Raw genomic sequence first — 16487 nt, 5'->3', positions numbered from 1 at the left:
TGTTCCACAAAAAGACGATAAGCAGAAAGCGCGCTGAGCATGCCGATCATCAACCGTCTCCGGGGTCCGTTCGACGCCTTGCAGGTGCCATGCGCCGGGCAATCCCGCTATGCTTCGCGTCCCTTCATCGCTCCGAGGAACGCAGCGTGCGCCTGGCTCTATTCGATCTCGACAACACCCTGCTGGCCGGTGACAGCGACCATGCCTGGGGCGAATTCCTCTGCCAGCGCAACCTGGTCGACGCTACCGATTATCGGGCCCGCAACGATGCCTTCTATCAGGATTATCTGGCCGGCGAGCTGGACGTACTGGCGTATCAGAACTTCTGCCAGGAGCTGCTGGGGCGCAGCGAGATGGCGCAGCTGGAGCAGTGGCACGGCGAGTTCATGCGCGACCATATCGAACCCATCGTGCTGGCCAAGGGCGAGGCACTGGTGCGTCAGCATCACGAGGCTGGCGATCGGGTGGTGATCATCACCGCCACCAACCGCTTCATCACCGGGCCGATCGCCAAGCGCCTGGGCGTCGATACGCTACTGGCCACCGAATGCGAGATGGCCGACGGTCGCTATACCGGTCGCCTCACCGATGTGCCCTGTTTTCAGGAAGGCAAGGTCACGCGGATCGAGCGCTGGCTGGAGGAAAACGACCAGAGCCTGGATGACGCTTACTTCTATAGCGACTCGCGCAACGACCTGCCGCTGCTCGAGCGGGTCAGCCATCCGGTTGCGGTCGATCCCGACCCGACCCTGCGTGAGATCGCGCAGCAGCGCGGCTGGGGCATCATCAGCCTGCGCTAGGCACCCTTGCCCACCATCAGGTAGAAGATCACGACGAACGAGATGAACGCCGGCCAGCCGAGGGCGAACCACCAGCGCATGTAACGGAACGCCTCGGCTGGCAACGGCATGCCGTCTCGCAGCGCCTGTTCGGCCAGCTTGTGCACGCGGATCTGCAACCACACCACCGGCAGCCAGCAGGCACCGGCCAGTACATAGAGCGCAATGCTCCACATCAGCCAGGGCTGGCTCAGGTCGAAGCCTGCAAGATGCACCAATGCCAATCCGCTGACCGGCTGGATGACCGCCGTGGTCGCGGTGAATGCCCAGTCGGCGAACACCAGATGGCGAAAGGTCACGGCGATCACCTCGACCTTCCCACTACGCCAGGCGCGCCAACTGTAGTAAGCCGACCCCAGCCCGGTGCCGAACAGCACCGTCGAGGACAAGATGTGCAGCGTCTTCAGCAACAGATACAGGCTCATCGTCGTTTCTCCGATACTGGCTCGGTCCACAGCAGCCACAAGGTAGCGACCAGCAGCACCATATTCTTGGCCACCGCGCCGAACGGATCGAACCAGTAATGTGGCAGCCATAGGCTGATGATCAGCATGTAGCCAAGCATCAATGCCAGCTGCGCACGCAGGGCGTGACGGCGCCAACACCGCAGCAGCAGGCCAACCCCGAGCGCGGCGTCGACCAGCGCACCGGCGATCACCGCGGCGGCGGCCTGCCAGCCCTGCACGCCGATCTCGGCCATGATGCGCAGTCCCCAGTCGTAGCCCGGGCCGAGGCAGACCAGCGCGGTGCCCAGCCAGATCAACACTAGCGTCGCGAGCAGCAACGGACGCAACGCCATGGCCACGCTCTGTTCGCGTCGAGGCCAGTCGATCAGCCGGCTCGCCAACGGCGCCGCTGCGCAGCCACAGATAGTTTTCATCGCATCCAACGGAGCGAGGTTGTCGCGTTGAGCCAGTATCAACGTCTGGCAATTGAGCGCGCGCCAACCCAGCCGATCACCGAGCCGTGCGCCCAAGCCGATAACCACTGCCGGCACCTGGACATAGCGCGCCGGATGCCAGCCCTGGGCGGCACGCAGCCGATCGATCAACTGCGGCAGGGTCATCGTTTCAGGGCCCACCAGCGGCACGATGCAAGGCTGCTCCGGCCACTGGCGCAGCAATCCAAGCACCGCCGCGACAAGATCATCTATATGTAGCGGCTGCGCCCGCGCCTGGGTATCGAGCAACGGAATCAGCGGCCAGGGCGAAAGACGACTCAGCCAGCCGCTGCTCGCCCCGCCCTCGCCAAGCACCAGCGATGGACGCAGCACCACGGCGGGCACTCGCAATGAGAGAAGGTAGTCGTCGGCAGCGGCCTTGCTGGCCAGAAAAGGCACATCCCGCTGCTCTCCCGCACCCAGTGCGGACAGCTGAAGAATGCGCGCGCCGTTACGTACCGCAAGATCGAACAGCGCACGTACGCCACGATCCTGCACTTCGCTAAGGTGATGCGCGTCAGCGCTGAGTACGCCGCTGGCATTGATGAGCAGATCAATACCACCCGGCCAGTCGAAATGTTCAGACTGGCTGGGCAGATTGGCGAGCTCCAGCGGCAGCCAGCGCACCCCGGGGAGTTCGGTGCCCTGCCCCGAACGCGAAGTCGCGAACAGCTGATGGCCTTCGGCATGCAACGCCCGCAGCAGATGCCGGCCAATGAAGCCCCCGGCACCCACCAGCAGGATGCGCATCAGACCGGCTTGGCCCCCATCAGGCCCATGATGGCGATCAGAATCAGCAGAATCAGGCCGGCATAGACCAGCGCAAAACGCGGAAGCGACGCTGGTGCCGGCGTATCACCCAGCCCCTGCCAGGCCCGCAGACGACCGCTGAGCAACAACCCGAGCGGCACCAGCAGCAAAAACAGCACCGAGCTGGCGAGCAACCACAGCTGACCGAGCGGAAAGCCGGCCAAATGCGCCAGCCACCAGCCGGTCACAGGCAACGACAACGCCATTACTGCAAGCAGCGGCAGCGACATCAGGCGCGTTCTTCGCAGCTTCTGCTGCAGCACGGCCGAGTCGGCACGCCGCCAGGCCTTCCACAGCATCGCGATGTGGGCAATCAGACCGAGCGTCAGAATGATCGCCAGCGCGGCGTGCACGATATTCAGCAGTTGATAATGTTCCATGGATCCTCGCGGTACGGCTGGTCAGCCGAGAAATAGCTGATAGGCCGGGTTGTCCGTCTCGTCCCAGTAGCGATAGCCGATCTTGTCCAGCGCGGCCGGCAGCAGGTGGCGCTCGTCGGCCGGCACTTGCATACCCGCCACCACGCGACCATCCGCCGCGCCGTGGTTGCGGTAATGGAACATCGAAATATTCCAGCGCCCACCCAGGTTATTGAGGAAGTTGAACAGCGCACCCGGCCGCTCCGGAAATTCGAAGCGAAACACCACCTCGTCGCTGACGCCGGACGCATGCCCGCCCACCATATGACGCGTGTGCAGCTTGGCCAGTTCATTGTCGGTGAGATCGAGCACCGGAAAGCCCTTGGCCCGCAGCCCTTCGACCAGCGCCGCGCGCGGATCGTGTTCCGGATGCGTCTGCACGCCAACGAAAATGTGCGCCTCGCGATCCTGGTGATAGCGGTAATTGAATTCGGTGATCTGACGCTTGCCGAGGGCCTCGCAGAACGCCTTGAAGCTGCCCGGCTGCTCGGGGATGGTCACGGCGATGATCGCCTCGCGCTTCTCGCCCAGCTCGGCGCGTTCGGCGACGTGCCGCAAGCGGTCGAAGTTGACGTTGGCACCCGAATCGACACCCACCAGCACCTGCTTGGTTACGCCATCGCGCTCGACGTACTTTTTGATCCCAGCCACCGCGAGGGCGCCCGCCGGCTCGGTGATCGAGCGGGTGTCATCGTAGATGTCCTTGATCGCCGCGCAAATCTCATCGGTGCTGACGGTAATCACCTCGTCGACATAATCTTTGCAAACCTCGAAGCAATGCTCGCCGATCTGGGCCACCGCGACACCATCGGCGAACAGCCCCACCTGCGACAGCACCACGCGCTCGCCCGCCGCCATCGCCTGTTGCAAGCAATTGGAATCGTCCGGTTCGACACCGATGACCTTGGTTTCCGGTCGCAGGTATTTGATGTAAGCCGCCACGCCGGCGATCAGACCGCCGCCACCCACCGGTACGAACACCGCATCGAGCGGGCCCTGATGCTGGCGGAGAATTTCCATCGCCACGGTGCCCTGTCCGGCGATCACGTGCGGATCGTCATAGGGATGGATATAGACGTAGCCCTTCTCTTCAACCAGCTTCAGCGAGTAGGCCAGCGCCTCGGGAAACGCATCGCCATGCAGCACCACTTTGCCGCCACGGGCGCGCACGCCCTGTACCTTGAGCTCCGGCGTAGTGCGCGGCATGACGATGGTCGCCTTGATCCCCAGTTCACGCGCGGCCAGCGCCAAGCCCTGAGCATGATTGCCGGCCGAGGCGGTGACCACGCCACGCGCTAGCTCTTCGGGCGACAGCTGCGCCAGCTTGTTATAGGCGCCGCGAATCTTGAAGGAATACACCGGCTGCAGATCCTCGCGCTTGAGCAGAATCTGGTTACTGAGCCGCTCGGAGAGCTGGCGTGCGGGCTGTAGCGGGGTTTCCACCGCGACGTCATAAACGCGCGAGGTGAGGATCTTTTTGACGTACTGTTCGAGCATGATGGGCATCTTGGCGGGCATTGCGGGGCCAACGAGTCTACCCCGCACAAAACCCGCCGACCACCGACAATCGGCACGCAAAACACCATTACAACCCCACCGAACAAGACCCGCCGTCACGGCCTCGCTATACTTTTGCGCCTCGCCCCTCCCGACCGGACGCATACGCCATGAACCAGGATCAACTCAAGCAGGCCGTCGCCCAGGCCGCCGTCGACCTCATCGTTCCGCAGCTCAACGACCGCAGCATCATTGGCGTCGGCACCGGCTCGACCGCCAACTTTTTTATCGACCTGCTGGCCAGACACAAGGGCTTCTTCGATGGCGCTGTGGCCAGCTCGGAGGCGACTGCCGAACGCCTGAAAGGCCACGGCATTCCGGTCTACGACCTCAACTCGGTCGCCGAGCTGGAGTTCTATGTCGACGGCGCCGATGAAGCCAACGACCACTTGGAATTGATCAAGGGCGGCGGTGCGGCCCTGACTCGCGAGAAAATCGTCGCGGCGGTGGCGCGGACCTTCATCTGCATCGCCGATGGCAGCAAGCGGGTCGAGCGCCTCGGCGAATTCCCGCTGCCGGTGGAAGTCATCCCCATGGCGCGCAGCCATGTGGCACGCGAACTGGTCAAGCTGGGCGGCGACCCGGTCTATCGTGATGGCGTCGTGACCGACAACGGCAACGTCATCCTCGACGTGCACAACCTCATGATCGGCTTCGCGCCTGATGTCGAGGCGCAGATCAACAACATCGTCGGCGTGGTCACCAACGGCTTGTTCGCCGCGCGCCCGGCGGACGTGCTGTTGCTGGGGACCAAGGATGGGGTGAAGACGATAAAGCGTTAAGTCCGCTCAGCCGCTCAAAAGAGCGGGCTAACCGCCCGTGCGAAACACGTAGAACAGGTTTGGCTCGCTGACCATATAGAGTGTGCCGTCCAGCCCCATGGCGATGCCTTCGGCCTGCGGCACATCCTTTTCCAGACCATTCTTGCTGGCACTCAGCGACAGGCTGCTGATGGGCTTGCCCGCTACGTCCAGCTCCACCACCAGACGCGATTCGTCGGACAGCGCCAGCAGGTGGCCGCTCTGCGCGTGGTATTGCAGGCTGGACAAGTCCCGCAGGAAGAGATCGGCGTCCCGCTCGCGGTTCTCACTGACGTGTACGGAGAGCGGTCGATTATCCTCGGCAAAGGGAAAACCGGTGATTTCGTAAATCCGCACCGGGTCGCGCTCCTTGGCCACGAACAAGCGATTGCCTACCACGTCATAGGCCAACCCCTCGAAGCCCTTGTTGCCGTTCCGCCCGATACCTAGCGATAACTGTTGCACGTTCGCGGCGTCGACCGATTGAGTCTGCTCGTCGACCTCGACACGCAGCAGTCGCTGCAGGCGCTCGTCGCTGACCACATAAACACCACGCGAGATATATTCGATCGCCTCCGGATCACCGAAACCCACCAGCGGAATCGCCCGCAGCAGCTCCCCTTCCAGGCTGAGTTCGAGCAGTTGCGGATTGCCGTTAGTCACCGCGATCAGGCTTTTGCGATCCGGGTCGTAGGTCAGCGCAGAAAGGTCGTCTTCGATACCCAGCACGGGCCTGGCCTGTATCACGGCACGATAGTCCGGCAGCCACAACGAAGCGACCGGGCGCTCATTGGCCTGATGCCATTGCGAGATCGTGAACCAGGCTCGCTCGAATAGTTGGTAATGCACGCCAGCCGCGACCGAAAGCAGCAGGATCAGTGCGGCGATCGCAGCCAGAAATATCTTGAGAACCCTACGCATGTTGCTACCCGACCAGACGAAAGGATCGCGATTGTGCGCCTTCATTCCTGAGCCGAACCTTAACAGGCGGGACGGTAGGTGACTTGAAATCAATGCCCGCAGTGGTGTCACCGCTTACGGCTGAAGACATAGAAGCGGTTGGGCTCGCCGACGACATAGATGTCGCCGCGCTCGTCCATGGCAACGCCTTCGGCCTGATCGATACCTTCCACCAGGCCATTGAGGCCGCCTAACAGACTGATGAAGCTACTAGGCCGCCCCTGCAGGTCGAGTTCGACCAACAGCCGAGATTCATCGGAGAGCATTAGGGTGTGACCGGTTCGAGGGTCGATGGCCACCGAGGAAATATCACGAACCAGCAGCGGCTGAGCAGGCAGCGCCTCGAGCACGCCGGCAGCGCCGTCTTCACCGGGAAATGGCAGTTCGAACAGCCCCTGCGGGTCGCGCTCTTTGGCGAGCAGCATGCGCCGGGTACGCGGGTTCCAGGCCAGCCCCTCGAAGCCCTTGTTTCCCGCGTCGTCGAAGCCCAGGTCATAAAGCGCGAGATCGTCCAGATCCAGGCTTTCAACGCCCGGAGCCAACCGGAACACCGCCACCAGCCGGCGGCGCTCGTCGACGATAGCCAATCGTCCGTCGTCCAGCGCTTCAACCGCTTCGGGATCGGAAAAGCCTGTCAGCCGGATGCGTCGCAGCACCACACCACCGGTTGTGAATTCCACCAGCTGCGGGTTCTGTCCGGTAACGGTGAACAGCGTGCCGGTCGCGGGACTCCAGGTCAGGCCCGAGGTTTCGTCTTGCTCCAGGCCGGCCAGGGTGGTTTCCAGCACCAGCTCGTAATCAGGCAGCCAGATGCTCGCCGCACGTTGCTCGGCATCCGTAGTTTGTTCCTGCCAGTAAAGCTTCAACTGATCGTCCCAGTGCAGTAGCAAGCCAGCGGTGACTATTCCGAAAACAGTGAAACCCAGCAGCAGATAAAGAGACAGGCGCAGACGGGAACGGCGTGAGGATTTGGCTGGCATGAACGGACCGACACAAGAACGAGGCGCCGGATTACAGCACGAGCCAGGAAGGTGGCGATATGGAAAATGTGGCCGGACGTTGTGCACGCATCCGGCCGGACTGGATCAGAGCACGTGGCTCTCGAAGCGAGACAACCCGACGAGCTCGAGCACCAGTTGATCGCCCTGGTTCAGCGGGCCGACGCCCGCCGGTGTGCCGGTCAGCACCACGTCGCCCGGTTGCAGGCTGAAATGCCCGGCGATGTGTTGCAGCAGCGGCAGGACGGCATTGAGCATCTGGCTGCTGCTACCGTCCTGGCGCACTTCGCCGTTGATGCTCAGGCGAATACCAATGTCGGTCAGATCCTGTACCGCATCGCCCGGCACGAACGGCGCCAGCACGCAGGCACCGTCGAAGCTTTTGGCGATCTCCCACGGGTGGCCCTTTTCCTTGAGCTTCGCCTGCACGTCGCGCAGGGTCAGGTCCAGCGCCGGAGCGAAGCCGGAGATGGCATCGCGGACCTCTTCCTCGTTGGGCTTGCGCGACAGCGGCTTGCCGATCAGCACCGCGATTTCCGCTTCGTAATGCACCGCGCCGCGGTCGCTCGGGATGCTGAAACCGCTGTCCAGCGGCACCGTGCAACTGCCAGCCTTGATGAACAGCAGTGGCTCGGTGGGCACCGGATTGTTCAGTTCCTTGGCATGCTCGGCGTAATTGCGACCGATGCAGACCACCTTGCCCAGGGGGTAATGGATCGGCGTGCCATCGGTGTACTGGTGTTTGTAGGTCATGGGAGATCCTTTTTGATCCGTAGGGCGGGTGCTACCCGCCGATGCCCTTGGCGGGTTACACCCGCCCTACTTCATACCGCGAATATCTTGCCGGGGTTCATGATGCCGTTCGGATCGAACGCCGCCTTGATCGCCTTCATATAAGCGATTTCTGCCGGCGAACGGCTGTATTCCAGGTAGTCGCGCTTGGTCATGCCGACGCCATGTTCGGCGGAAATCGAACCGTTGTACTTCTCGACCGTCTCGAATACCCACTTGTTGACCGAAGCGCACTTGTCGAAAAACTCGTCCTTGGACAGCGCTTCGGGCTTGAGGATGTTCAGGTGCAGGTTGCCGTCGCCGATGTGACCGTACCAGAGCACTTCGAAATCCGGGTAGTTGCCGGTAACGATGGCATCGATGTCGGCAAGGAAGGCCGGCACTTTGGAAACGGTGACCGAGATGTCGTTCTTGTACGGCGTCCAGTGGCTGATGGTCTCGGAGATGTACTCGCGCAGCTTCCAAAGGTTCTGCAGCTGCTGTTCGCTCTGGCTCATCACGCCGTCGAGCACCCAGCCCTCATTGACGCAATGCTCGAACGTCGCCAGCGCCTGCTCGGCGCGCGCTTCGGTGGTGGCCTCGAACTCCAGCAGCGCATAGAAGGGCGCGCGGGTCTCGAAGGGAGCCGGGATATCGCCGCGGCCGAGAATCTTGTCCAGGCACTTGTCGGAGAAGAACTCGAAGGCGGTCAGGTCCAGCTTGTCCTGGAAGGCATGCAGCACCGGCATGATCGAATCGAAGTCCGGCGTGCCCAGCACCATGGCGGTGAGGTTGGTCGGCTGGCGCTCCAGGCGCATGGTCGCCTCGACCACGAAGCCCAGCGTACCCTCGGCGCCGATGAACAGCTGACGCAGGTCATAGCCGGTGGCGTTCTTGATCAGGTCCTTGTTCAGTTCCAGCAGGTCGCCCTTGCCGGTAACGACCTTCAGCCCGGCCACCCAGTTGCGGGTCATACCGTAGCGGATCACCTTGATGCCGCCGGCGTTGGTGCCGATGTTGCCGCCGATCTGGCTGGAGCCGGCCGAAGCGAAATCCACCGGGTAGTACAGGCCCTTGTCCTCGGCAAACTGCTGCAGCTGCGCGGTGATCACGCCCGGCTGGCAGACCACGGTGCGGTCCATTTCGTCGAACGACAGGATCTGGTTCATGTAATCGAAGGAGACCACCACCTCGCCGTTGGCCGCCACGGCCGCTGCGGACAGCCCGGTGCGCCCCCCCGACGGCACCAGCGCGACCTTGCGTTCGTTGGCCCAGCGCACGATGGCCTGCACCTGCTCGATGGACTTCGGAAAAACGATGGCCGAGGGCGCCGGGGCGAAGTGCTTGGTCCAATCCTTGCCATAGGTACTAAGCGAATCGGCATCGATCAGTACCTTGCCGGGCTCGACCAGGGTCTTCAGCTCATCGATCAGGACGGCATCGGTCATCATGTGAACTCTCATTCGATTCATGGTCACCCTGAGTACGCTTCAGCTCAGGATATGGGTGTTTCGAGGGGGCCGTATGCTAGCATACGAGCCCCTTTAAGACGTGCCTCGGCAGACTTCCGACACCGCCAATACCGGGTCGGCCAGCCCTCGCTGGACACTTCAGTTATCCCTCGGCCTTAAGGTTTTAACGCAGATGAGCCAGACCTCTCTCGACAAGAGCAAGATCAAGTTCCTTCTCCTCGAAGGCGTGCACCAGAACGCTGTCGACACTCTCAAGGCCGCAGGCTACTCCAATATCGAGTACCTCAAGACCGCGCTGTCCGAGAGCGAGCTGAAGGAAAAGATCGCGGACGCCCACTTCATCGGCATCCGCTCGCGCACCCAGCTCACCGAAGAGGTCTTCGACTGCGCCAAGAAGCTGATTGCCGTTGGCTGCTTCTGCATCGGCACCAACCAGGTCGATCTCAATGCCGCCCGCGAGCGCGGTATCGCGGTGTTCAACGCACCTTATTCCAACACCCGCTCGGTGGCCGAACTGGTGCTGGCCCAGGCCATCCTGCTTCTGCGCGGCATTCCCGAGAAGAACGCCTCCTGCCATCGTGGCGGTTGGATCAAGTCGGCGGCCAACTCCTTCGAAATCCGCGGCAAGAAGCTGGGCATCATCGGTTACGGATCCATCGGCACGCAGCTGTCGGTGCTCGCCGAAAGCCTGGGCATGCAGGTGTACTTCTATGACGTGGTGACCAAGCTGCCGCTGGGCAACGCGACCCAGATCGGCTCGCTGTACGAACTGCTGGGCATGTGCGACATCGTCTCGCTGCACGTGCCGGAACTGCCCTCCACCCAGTGGATGATCGGCGAGAAGGAAATCCGCGCCATGAAGAAGGGCGGCATCCTGATCAACGCCGCGCGCGGCACCGTGGTCGAGCTGGACCACCTGGCCGCCGCGATCAAGGACGAGCACCTGATCGGCGCAGCCATTGACGTGTTCCCGGTCGAGCCCAAGTCCAACGACGAAGAATTCGAAAGCCCGCTGCGTGGCCTGGACCGCGTCATCCTCACGCCGCACATCGGTGGTTCCACCGCCGAAGCCCAGGCGAATATCGGTCTGGAAGTGGCGGAGAAGCTGGTCAAGTACAGCGACAACGGCACCTCGGTTTCCTCGGTCAACTTCCCGGAAGTCGCCCTGCCGTCGCATCCGGGCAAGCATCGCCTGCTGCACATCCACCGGAACATCCCTGGCGTGATGAGCGAGATCAACAAGGTTTTCGCCGACAACGGCATCAACATCTGCGGTCAGTTCCTGCAGACGAACGCGAAGGTCGGCTACGTCGTAATCGATGTAGACAAGGAATATTCCGATCTCGCGCTGGAGAAACTCCAGCACGTCAACGGCACCATCCGCAGCCGCGTACTGTTCTAAGCGGACAAGTCAGCGGGTGAGTAATCAGGGAGGCTTCGGCCTCCCTTTTTCATGGGCAACGTTCAGCTCGTCGGTGCGGAACCGGTGTCGGCGCCGCGGCGCTCGGGATCCGATTGGGGCCGCTGTTCGACTGGTTCGACCGGCTGTATTTGCGGCGGCGCTTCGAGCGTCGGCGGTCGCGGCAGGGATTCACTTTCATCTTGCCGCTCGATGACATCCTGCCGAGGTTCGCGATTATCCAACGGGTGTTCGCGGCTTTTCTCCGGCAGCGTCGGACCGGTGCCGGTCGCCACAGCTGTGGACGCCAACCCCAGGGTTGCTAGAAACAATGGAATACGCAGGTCCATGGCTCGCTCCTGAAAATGGCAGCTCGGCGCCTCGCGCGACAGCGGTTCAACGAAACATAGGCGTCAGCGCTGCTCAAACAAAAAAGCCCCAGCCGGAGGCCGGGGCTTTCATCTGGTTGCGGCCAAATCAGTTACCCGCACCGCCGGTACCGCCTGTGCCTGTGCCTGTGCCGGTTCCAGTTCCAGCACCGCCACCGGTGCCTGTGGTATCACCGACGCCGGTACCAGTGCCAGCGCCGGCTCCTCCGTCAGTGCCCATTCCGGTGCCGGTACCCGTACCGGTGGTCATTCCAGGACGGGTGTCATCAGTCATTGTTCCATCCATCGATTCATTCATGCTTTCGCCGCGGGTGGTGCCGTCATGATCAGCATTACCTGCTGCGAAAACAGCCGTGGACATCAAACCGGCCAGGGTCAAGGCCGCTAATTTTTTCGTTTGCATGTGCACTCTCCTTTTTTGAGGCGTTACCTCTATTCGGGCACCCGCTAGGCACAGGGGTTGCGCCGGGCGCATTACAAATTCTTTCCTGCGGCGCAAAGGTGCGAGCTAGTGCTCTCGCTGCTGGCAACCGTTCGTCAGTCACTCAATGGCGTCACCGTTGATCGACGCTGCGATAACACCATCATCAGCAAACGCAGCTCCGCGTCAGCTCAGCAATTGCGCCAAGGAGATGCCGATTCCGGCCATGCTCTCGCCCGCCACCAGTCCGGCTGCCGCGACGATGACAAACCGTTCGGCGAGACGCCCCCAGCGTGCCGCGAACAGCCAGGCCAGCAGCGCGCCAAGCGTCATCATCAGCGAAATAGAAGCCGGGATGATGAATGCCAGACCCAGCGCCGCGGAACTCGGCAGCCAGCGCAGACGCCAGGCCGGCAGCGATCCTTCCAGCGTGCCCAGCAGCACGCCGGCAAGCGCACCGCATAAAATCGCCCAGCGAATGTCGCTGCCGATTGAGCTCAATCCCGCCGTCAGCGCCTCGGCTACCGCCTTCCAGGTGGCGACGGCCGGTGCGGGCCATTCAGCCGTGATCAGCATCGTCTGCGGATCGGGGATCAGCACCTGATAGACCAACACCCCCACCAGGCTGCCCATCAGGATTCCCAGGCACTGCGCGATCGCCTGCCGCGACGGCGCCGCACCGATGGCATGGCCCACCTTGAAGTCGTTGAGCAGGTCAGTGCATTGCCCCGCCGCGCCGCCGGCGGTGTTGGCGCTCATCAGATTGATCGCCACCTGGCCGGGCGCAATCACAGCGAAGCTCAGCTGCGACAGCTGCCCGATGGCGCCGATCGGCGGGATGCCGGTGGCGCCGACCACCCGCGCCGCCACCATTGCCAGCAGCAACGCCAGGGGAATCGACAATGCAGCCATGAGCACATGGATACCGAACAGTGATATCTGCAGGACCACGACCAACCCCGCCGCCACTACCAGCCCGAGTAGCGGCAGCGCAGCCGGCCGACGTAGCCACAGGCGGCGCTCCGAATCCCGGCGCGCGCGCAGCAGACGCAGCCCGAGCGAGGTCAGCGTGGCGCAGACCATCAGGCTGACCCCCGGCCACAACAGCCACTCGATCAGCAACGCGAATTGCGGCCCGCTGGCATCCGCAGGCATCGCCACCAAGCCTTCCGCGACCAACCACGGCGCGAGCATTCCCCAGGCGATCACCGCGCCGAGCAGCAACGACAGGCCGACGCGTAACCCTATGATTCCGCCGAACCCCACCAGCAACAGCGATGGTTCCAGACTGAATGTCAGGCGCTCCAGCTGTGCACTCGGCGCCCAGCGCGGCAAGGTCCACAACAGGCTGTCCAGCAGCTTGACCGCGGCCGCCAGCGCTGCCGCCGAACCCAGCACCAGCAGACGCCGAGCCGCTTCGGCTCCATGGCTGTAGATCTGCTGCATGGTCGCCAGCGTCGCCATGCCTTCGGGAAAGCGCAGCTGTGCCTCGACGATCAGTGACGGCCGTAGATACCAGGCGACCCAGATACCGAGAAAGCTGACCGAGAACACCCAGGCCATCAGCGGCAGAGTTTCGAATTGCTGGCCGGTCATCAGGGTATAAGCAGGGATCGGCGCCACCAGGCCACTGGAGATGATCGAGGCCGCGGACGACGCGGTAGTCTGGTTGATATTGCTCTCGTGCAATGTCCAGGCGGGCCGACCCAGCATCCTCGACAGGCTCTGCCAGAAGGCGAAGCCAACCAGCAACGCGATGATCGACATGTTGAACGACCAGCCGATCTTCAATCCTGAATAGATATTCGAAGGCGTCAGCACGGCGCCTAGCAGCAAGCCGGTGAGCAATGCGCGGAGTGTGAGTTCACGTGTGGGTCCGCTCATGCCGACTCCATCCTATGGGTGATTGACTCACCTTAGTCAATTCAACCCATTGGCCGTTTCCTTAACCGTCCGTCGGGTTGTCGTCATCCGGACGCAGATGCCAGCCTAATCCCCACCTGAACGCTGAACTTCGGCATTTTCGGCCGGTCGTTTAGTAACTTTTCATCGGCAGCATAACGGCCCATACCAAGGATCGAACATGGACGACGCGGACCTCACCCACCTGGAAGCCCATCAGCCTACCGTCACCCTGCTTACCGGCAATGAGCTTTTGGGATTGTTTTTCAAGCATTTTCTCGGTGAGCAGGCCCAGCTGGACGTATCGCTTAACCGGCTCGAAGAGGTTTCCAGAGGCGCCAGCGATCTCTATCTGGTCGACGCGGGCAACAGCCAGACCGAACAACTTTCGACACTCATCGATCAGCTCGACGAGCAAACCCCCGTTGCGCTGGTGAACATCGCTGCGGAACAGGCCGAACAGCTCGTCGACAAGCACCCCGGCATTCGTGGCGTGTTCTACAGCCACGCCACGCGTGAGCACCTGCTCGATGGCATCCAGGTATTGCTCGATGGCGGCGACTGGCTACCGCGGGTCCTGACCGAGCGCCTGCTCAGCCAGTGGCGACGCATGCGCCAGATGGCCGGTAGCAAACCGTCATTGACCTTGCGCGAGCGCGAGATTCTCAGCCTGGCGGGCAAAGGGCTGTCCAATGCCGAGATAGCCGAACAGCTGTGCCTGAGCCCACATACCATCAAGAGCCATATTCACAACCTGTTGCGCAAGATTGGCGCCTCCAACCGTGCCGAGGCGGCATTCCTGTTACGTGGCCGGCTGGACTGGTCCGAGTCATGTCACGCCTGACACTCGGCCTGCTGCTGTGCTGCCTGCTCGGCCCGTTGCAGGCAGAGGAGCAGCAAGCGGCCCAAGCTAGGAGCGAGGCGGAACTGAGCGGGTTGATCATCGACAACACCATCTCCCGCTTCGGCCATGACTTTCACCGGTATCTGAGTTTCCAGCTGCAGGACGCCGAAGAGCTGGAAAACGACCTGGTCGTTCGGGAGCGCCCCTCGGCGCGCTGGGGCAGCCTGGTCTGGGTGGAATATGGGCCGCGTACCGTCTATCGCCGATTTCTACAACCGAACATGACCGAAATCGAGGCGATTGCAGAGGACGCTGCGCGGGTAATCCTTGAGGACATCAGCCGCAGCAAGCTGCAAAACCTGCTGCAGGACACCTTCGACATGGATCGGGACGAACTATGAAAGGGATTAATCCGCACCGCACGTCGCCGCTGACCCTTTTTGCACCGTTCGATGGATGTTCAGCCCCGCTCCGCCAATCAAGAATCCGAGCACTATTTCGAGGTGCCTGCATGGAACGTCTAGCGCTTGTTCGTCGCGGCTTGTTCGCCGCCCTCCTGCTGACTGCCAACATCCCCCTTCACGCCGCCGATCTGATGGACAACGCCGACTTGGCCGTCGGTTCGTTGGGCCTGAGCAATCCGACGGCGCTTGCTCCACAGCTGATCGATGGCCAGACCGCGCACGTGCTGCAGCAAGGTAGCGACAACCTGGCCGATCTCAACCAGCTCGGCGAGAGCCAGCTGTCCAGCATCGTTCAGCAAGGCAGCGACCAGCAGGCCTTCATTCTCCAGCAGGGCGAAAACCAGCTGGCCACCATCCTTCAGATCGGCCAAGGCAACATGGCTGACATCAGCCAGATCGGCAGCGACAACCAGGCCGCGATCGCCCAGGTGGGCTCCGACAACAATGCCAGCATCGAACAGCTCGGCAGCGGCCTGAGCAGTAGCGTCATTCAATACGGAAGCGGGCAGCGCGTTCAGATCGTCCAACACTAATAACAATTGAAAGGAAGCAACATGCGCTACTTGCACCCCATCGCGCTTGCCGTGCTGCTTGCGGCCGCCAGCGATCTCTACGCGGACAACAGCGCCGAGCTCGAACAGATCGGCGATACCAACAGCGCCGCTGTCGATCAGACCGGGCTGCTCAACCAGGCCGTCATCAGCCAGCACGGCAACGTCAACGACGCCAGCATCTACCAGGGTGATATCGCCGAGTCGAACCAGGCGGGTATCGAACAGCTCGGCGACGGCAACAGCGCCTCGATCTACCAGGCACTCGAAAGCCATTTCTCCACCGCGAGCGTCTATCAGCAGGGCAACGGCAACCGCGCCGAAGTCGAGCAGACCTGGCGAGTCAACGAGCTGCAGATCAGCAGCATCGGCAACGACAACTACGTCTCCGCCACCCAGACCGGCTTCGCCAATGCGCAGGCCAGCCAGATCGGCAATGGCAACTCGCTCAGCTTCGTTCAGAACGGCTCGTTCCACGGCTCGTCGCTGGCCGTCTATCAAGTCGGCGATGAGAACCTCGCCAACATCCAGCAGGACGATGGTAACGGCCTACAGCTGATACAGACCGGCACATTCAACGTCGCACAAGTCCAGCAGCTGGGCTACTTCAACGAACTCGACTTCAGCCAGAGCGGCGATGACAACCTGCTCACCGTCGAGCAGAGCGGCCGAGGGCAGAGCATCCAGGGCTCATCAGCGGGCAGCGGTAACCGCATCGATATCGCTCAGGCCTACGAAGGCAACGAAGCCGCGGTACTGCAGAACGGCACGGACAACCTCGCTTCGATCAACCAGATCACTGCCTACAGCCAGGCGGCGATTTCGCAGCTGGGCGCGTCGAACCAGGCGTTCATCATGCAGAGCGCCGAAGGCGTGAGCGCGATTATCCAGCAGACCGGCAGCGGCAACATGGCGACAATCAACCAGCAGTAGTCATCGGGCGGCAAAAAC

The 16487-nt window shown here is 62.2% G+C and carries 18 protein-coding genes; 7 read left to right on the top strand and 11 right to left on the bottom strand.

Going from position 1 to position 16487, the window contains the following annotated elements; genetic code table 11:
• The first annotated feature begins 146 nt into the window (after window positions 1-146).
• Window positions 147-800, top strand: a complete 654-nt coding sequence (locus V6943_RS05955) for a histidinol-phosphatase (RefSeq protein WP_131651382.1) — start codon at window positions 147-149, stop codon at window positions 798-800.
• On the opposite strand, the gene V6943_RS05950 is transcribed toward V6943_RS05955, so the two are convergent.
• Genes V6943_RS05950 through ilvA form a run of 4 tightly spaced genes read right to left on the bottom strand, consistent with a single transcriptional unit; the run spans window position 797 to window position 4505 of the window.
• Complete coding sequence (locus V6943_RS05950; RefSeq protein ID WP_340552880.1) at window positions 797-1264, bottom strand: DUF2269 family protein; 468 nt, start codon at window positions 1262-1264, stop codon at window positions 797-799. The genes V6943_RS05955 and V6943_RS05950 overlap by 4 nt on opposite strands.
• On the bottom strand, window positions 1261-2529 hold the full coding sequence (locus V6943_RS05945; protein ID WP_340552879.1) for an SDR family oxidoreductase: 1269 nt from the start codon (window positions 2527-2529) through the stop codon (window positions 1261-1263). Before V6943_RS05945 ends, V6943_RS05950 begins: the two co-directional genes overlap by 4 nt.
• On the bottom strand, window positions 2529-2969 hold the full coding sequence (locus tag V6943_RS05940) for a DUF2269 family protein (protein WP_340552878.1): 441 nt from the start codon (window positions 2967-2969) through the stop codon (window positions 2529-2531). The genes V6943_RS05945 and V6943_RS05940 overlap by 1 nt, the downstream gene beginning before the upstream one ends.
• Window positions 2970-2990: 21 nt before the next feature.
• Entirely contained in the window at window positions 2991-4505 is a 1515-nt protein-coding gene (ilvA, locus tag V6943_RS05935) for a threonine ammonia-lyase, biosynthetic (RefSeq protein WP_445324112.1), read from the bottom strand.
• A gap of 170 nt (window positions 4506-4675) precedes the next feature.
• Between ilvA and rpiA the strand changes: the two genes are divergently transcribed.
• Window positions 4676-5347: a ribose-5-phosphate isomerase RpiA gene (gene rpiA, locus V6943_RS05930; protein ID WP_340552877.1), complete on the top strand. Its 672-nt coding sequence runs from the start codon at window positions 4676-4678 to the stop codon at window positions 5345-5347.
• Window positions 5348-5374: 27 nt separating this feature from the next.
• Here the strand turns inward: rpiA and V6943_RS05925 are convergent, their stop codons facing one another.
• The 4 genes from V6943_RS05925 to V6943_RS05910 form a co-directional block, all read right to left on the bottom strand.
• Complete coding sequence (locus V6943_RS05925; RefSeq protein WP_340552876.1) at window positions 5375-6286, bottom strand: SdiA-regulated domain-containing protein; 912 nt, start codon at window positions 6284-6286, stop codon at window positions 5375-5377.
• Between the two features lie 107 nt (window positions 6287-6393).
• Window positions 6394-7305 carry an SdiA-regulated domain-containing protein gene (locus V6943_RS05920; RefSeq protein ID WP_340552875.1) on the bottom strand — a complete coding sequence of 304 codons (912 nt, stop codon included), beginning with the start codon at window positions 7303-7305 and terminating at the stop codon, window positions 6394-6396.
• 105 nt (window positions 7306-7410) lie between these two features.
• Window positions 7411-8076: a fumarylacetoacetate hydrolase family protein gene (locus V6943_RS05915; protein WP_340552874.1), complete on the bottom strand. Its 666-nt coding sequence runs from the start codon at window positions 8074-8076 to the stop codon at window positions 7411-7413.
• A 71-nt stretch (window positions 8077-8147) separates the two neighbouring features.
• On the bottom strand, window positions 8148-9542 hold the full coding sequence (locus V6943_RS05910; RefSeq protein ID WP_340553039.1) for an FAD-binding oxidoreductase: 1395 nt from the start codon (window positions 9540-9542) through the stop codon (window positions 8148-8150).
• A 196-nt stretch (window positions 9543-9738) separates the two neighbouring features.
• On the opposite strand from V6943_RS05910, the gene serA reads away from it, so the two are divergent.
• Window positions 9739-10968 carry a phosphoglycerate dehydrogenase gene (gene serA, locus V6943_RS05905; protein ID WP_181102998.1) on the top strand — a complete coding sequence of 410 codons (1230 nt, stop codon included), beginning with the start codon at window positions 9739-9741 and terminating at the stop codon, window positions 10966-10968.
• 62 nt (window positions 10969-11030) lie between these two features.
• Here serA and V6943_RS05900 read toward each other — a convergent pair whose 3' ends face one another.
• The 3 genes from V6943_RS05900 to V6943_RS05890 form a co-directional block, all read right to left on the bottom strand.
• A complete protein-coding gene (locus V6943_RS05900; RefSeq protein ID WP_340552873.1) occupies window positions 11031-11315 on the bottom strand; it encodes a hypothetical protein in 285 nt (94 codons plus the stop codon).
• Between the two features lie 127 nt (window positions 11316-11442).
• Complete coding sequence (locus V6943_RS05895) at window positions 11443-11757, bottom strand: hypothetical protein (RefSeq protein ID WP_177493066.1); 315 nt, start codon at window positions 11755-11757, stop codon at window positions 11443-11445.
• A gap of 204 nt (window positions 11758-11961) precedes the next feature.
• Window positions 11962-13659: an OPT family oligopeptide transporter gene (locus tag V6943_RS05890; protein ID WP_340552872.1), complete on the bottom strand. Its 1698-nt coding sequence runs from the start codon at window positions 13657-13659 to the stop codon at window positions 11962-11964.
• Window positions 13660-13936: 277 nt separating this feature from the next.
• On the opposite strand from V6943_RS05890, the gene V6943_RS05885 reads away from it, so the two are divergent.
• The 4 genes from V6943_RS05885 (at window position 13937) to V6943_RS05870 (ending at window position 16469) form a co-directional block, all read left to right on the top strand.
• Window positions 13937-14521: a helix-turn-helix transcriptional regulator gene (locus V6943_RS05885; RefSeq protein ID WP_131651496.1), complete on the top strand. Its 585-nt coding sequence runs from the start codon at window positions 13937-13939 to the stop codon at window positions 14519-14521.
• Window positions 14509-14922 (top strand): CsgE family curli-type amyloid fiber assembly protein, encoded by a 414-nt coding sequence (locus V6943_RS05880; RefSeq protein WP_131651371.1) that lies wholly within the window; start codon window positions 14509-14511, stop codon window positions 14920-14922. Before V6943_RS05885 ends, V6943_RS05880 begins: the two co-directional genes overlap by 13 nt.
• A gap of 110 nt (window positions 14923-15032) precedes the next feature.
• The gene (locus V6943_RS05875) at window positions 15033-15518 is read left to right on the top strand and encodes a curli production assembly protein CsgB (protein WP_131651370.1); all 486 of its coding nucleotides are present in this window, start codon (window positions 15033-15035) and stop codon (window positions 15516-15518) included.
• Between the two features lie 21 nt (window positions 15519-15539).
• Window positions 15540-16469, top strand: a complete 930-nt coding sequence (locus V6943_RS05870) for a hypothetical protein (protein ID WP_340552871.1) — start codon at window positions 15540-15542, stop codon at window positions 16467-16469.
• The last annotated feature ends 18 nt before the right edge of the window (window positions 16470-16487 follow it).

The sequence above is a fragment of the Pseudomonas sp. CBC3 genome, from assembly GCF_037967085.1.
GTDB lineage: Bacteria > Pseudomonadota > Gammaproteobacteria > Pseudomonadales > Pseudomonadaceae > Stutzerimonas.
The sequence above is the reverse complement of the archived record's forward strand: the minus strand, read 5'-3'. Positions and strand labels throughout refer to the sequence as shown.

Excerpts from the sequence above, each read along its gene's own strand:
- V6943_RS05945 (WP_340552879.1), bottom strand. The coding sequence starts at position 2,529 with ATGCGCATCCTGCTGGTGGGTGCCGGGGGCTTCATTGGCCGGCATCTG.
- V6943_RS05925 (WP_340552876.1), bottom strand. The coding sequence starts at position 6,286 with ATGCGTAGGGTTCTCAAGATATTTCTGGCTGCGATCGCCGCACTGATC.
- V6943_RS05900 (WP_340552873.1), bottom strand. The coding sequence starts at position 11,315 with ATGGACCTGCGTATTCCATTGTTTCTAGCAACCCTGGGGTTGGCGTCC.
- rpiA (WP_340552877.1), top strand. The coding sequence starts at position 4,676 with ATGAACCAGGATCAACTCAAGCAGGCCGTCGCCCAGGCCGCCGTCGAC.
- V6943_RS05875 (WP_131651370.1), top strand. The coding sequence starts at position 15,033 with ATGGAACGTCTAGCGCTTGTTCGTCGCGGCTTGTTCGCCGCCCTCCTG.
- V6943_RS05910 (WP_340553039.1), bottom strand. The coding sequence starts at position 9,542 with ATGACCGATGCCGTCCTGATCGATGAGCTGAAGACCCTGGTCGAGCCC.
- V6943_RS05915 (WP_340552874.1), bottom strand. The coding sequence starts at position 8,076 with ATGACCTACAAACACCAGTACACCGATGGCACGCCGATCCATTACCCC.
- V6943_RS05940 (WP_340552878.1), bottom strand. The coding sequence starts at position 2,969 with ATGGAACATTATCAACTGCTGAATATCGTGCACGCCGCGCTGGCGATC.
- V6943_RS05870 (WP_340552871.1), top strand. The coding sequence starts at position 15,540 with ATGCGCTACTTGCACCCCATCGCGCTTGCCGTGCTGCTTGCGGCCGCC.
- V6943_RS05890 (WP_340552872.1), bottom strand. The coding sequence starts at position 13,659 with ATGAGCGGACCCACACGTGAACTCACACTCCGCGCATTGCTCACCGGC.
- V6943_RS05895 (WP_177493066.1), bottom strand. The coding sequence starts at position 11,757 with ATGCAAACGAAAAAATTAGCGGCCTTGACCCTGGCCGGTTTGATGTCC.
- V6943_RS05950 (WP_340552880.1), bottom strand. The coding sequence starts at position 1,264 with ATGAGCCTGTATCTGTTGCTGAAGACGCTGCACATCTTGTCCTCGACG.
- ilvA (WP_445324112.1), bottom strand. The coding sequence starts at position 4,505 with ATGCTCGAACAGTACGTCAAAAAGATCCTCACCTCGCGCGTTTATGAC.
- serA (WP_181102998.1), top strand. The coding sequence starts at position 9,739 with ATGAGCCAGACCTCTCTCGACAAGAGCAAGATCAAGTTCCTTCTCCTC.
- V6943_RS05880 (WP_131651371.1), top strand. The coding sequence starts at position 14,509 with ATGTCACGCCTGACACTCGGCCTGCTGCTGTGCTGCCTGCTCGGCCCG.
- V6943_RS05920 (WP_340552875.1), bottom strand. The coding sequence starts at position 7,305 with ATGCCAGCCAAATCCTCACGCCGTTCCCGTCTGCGCCTGTCTCTTTAT.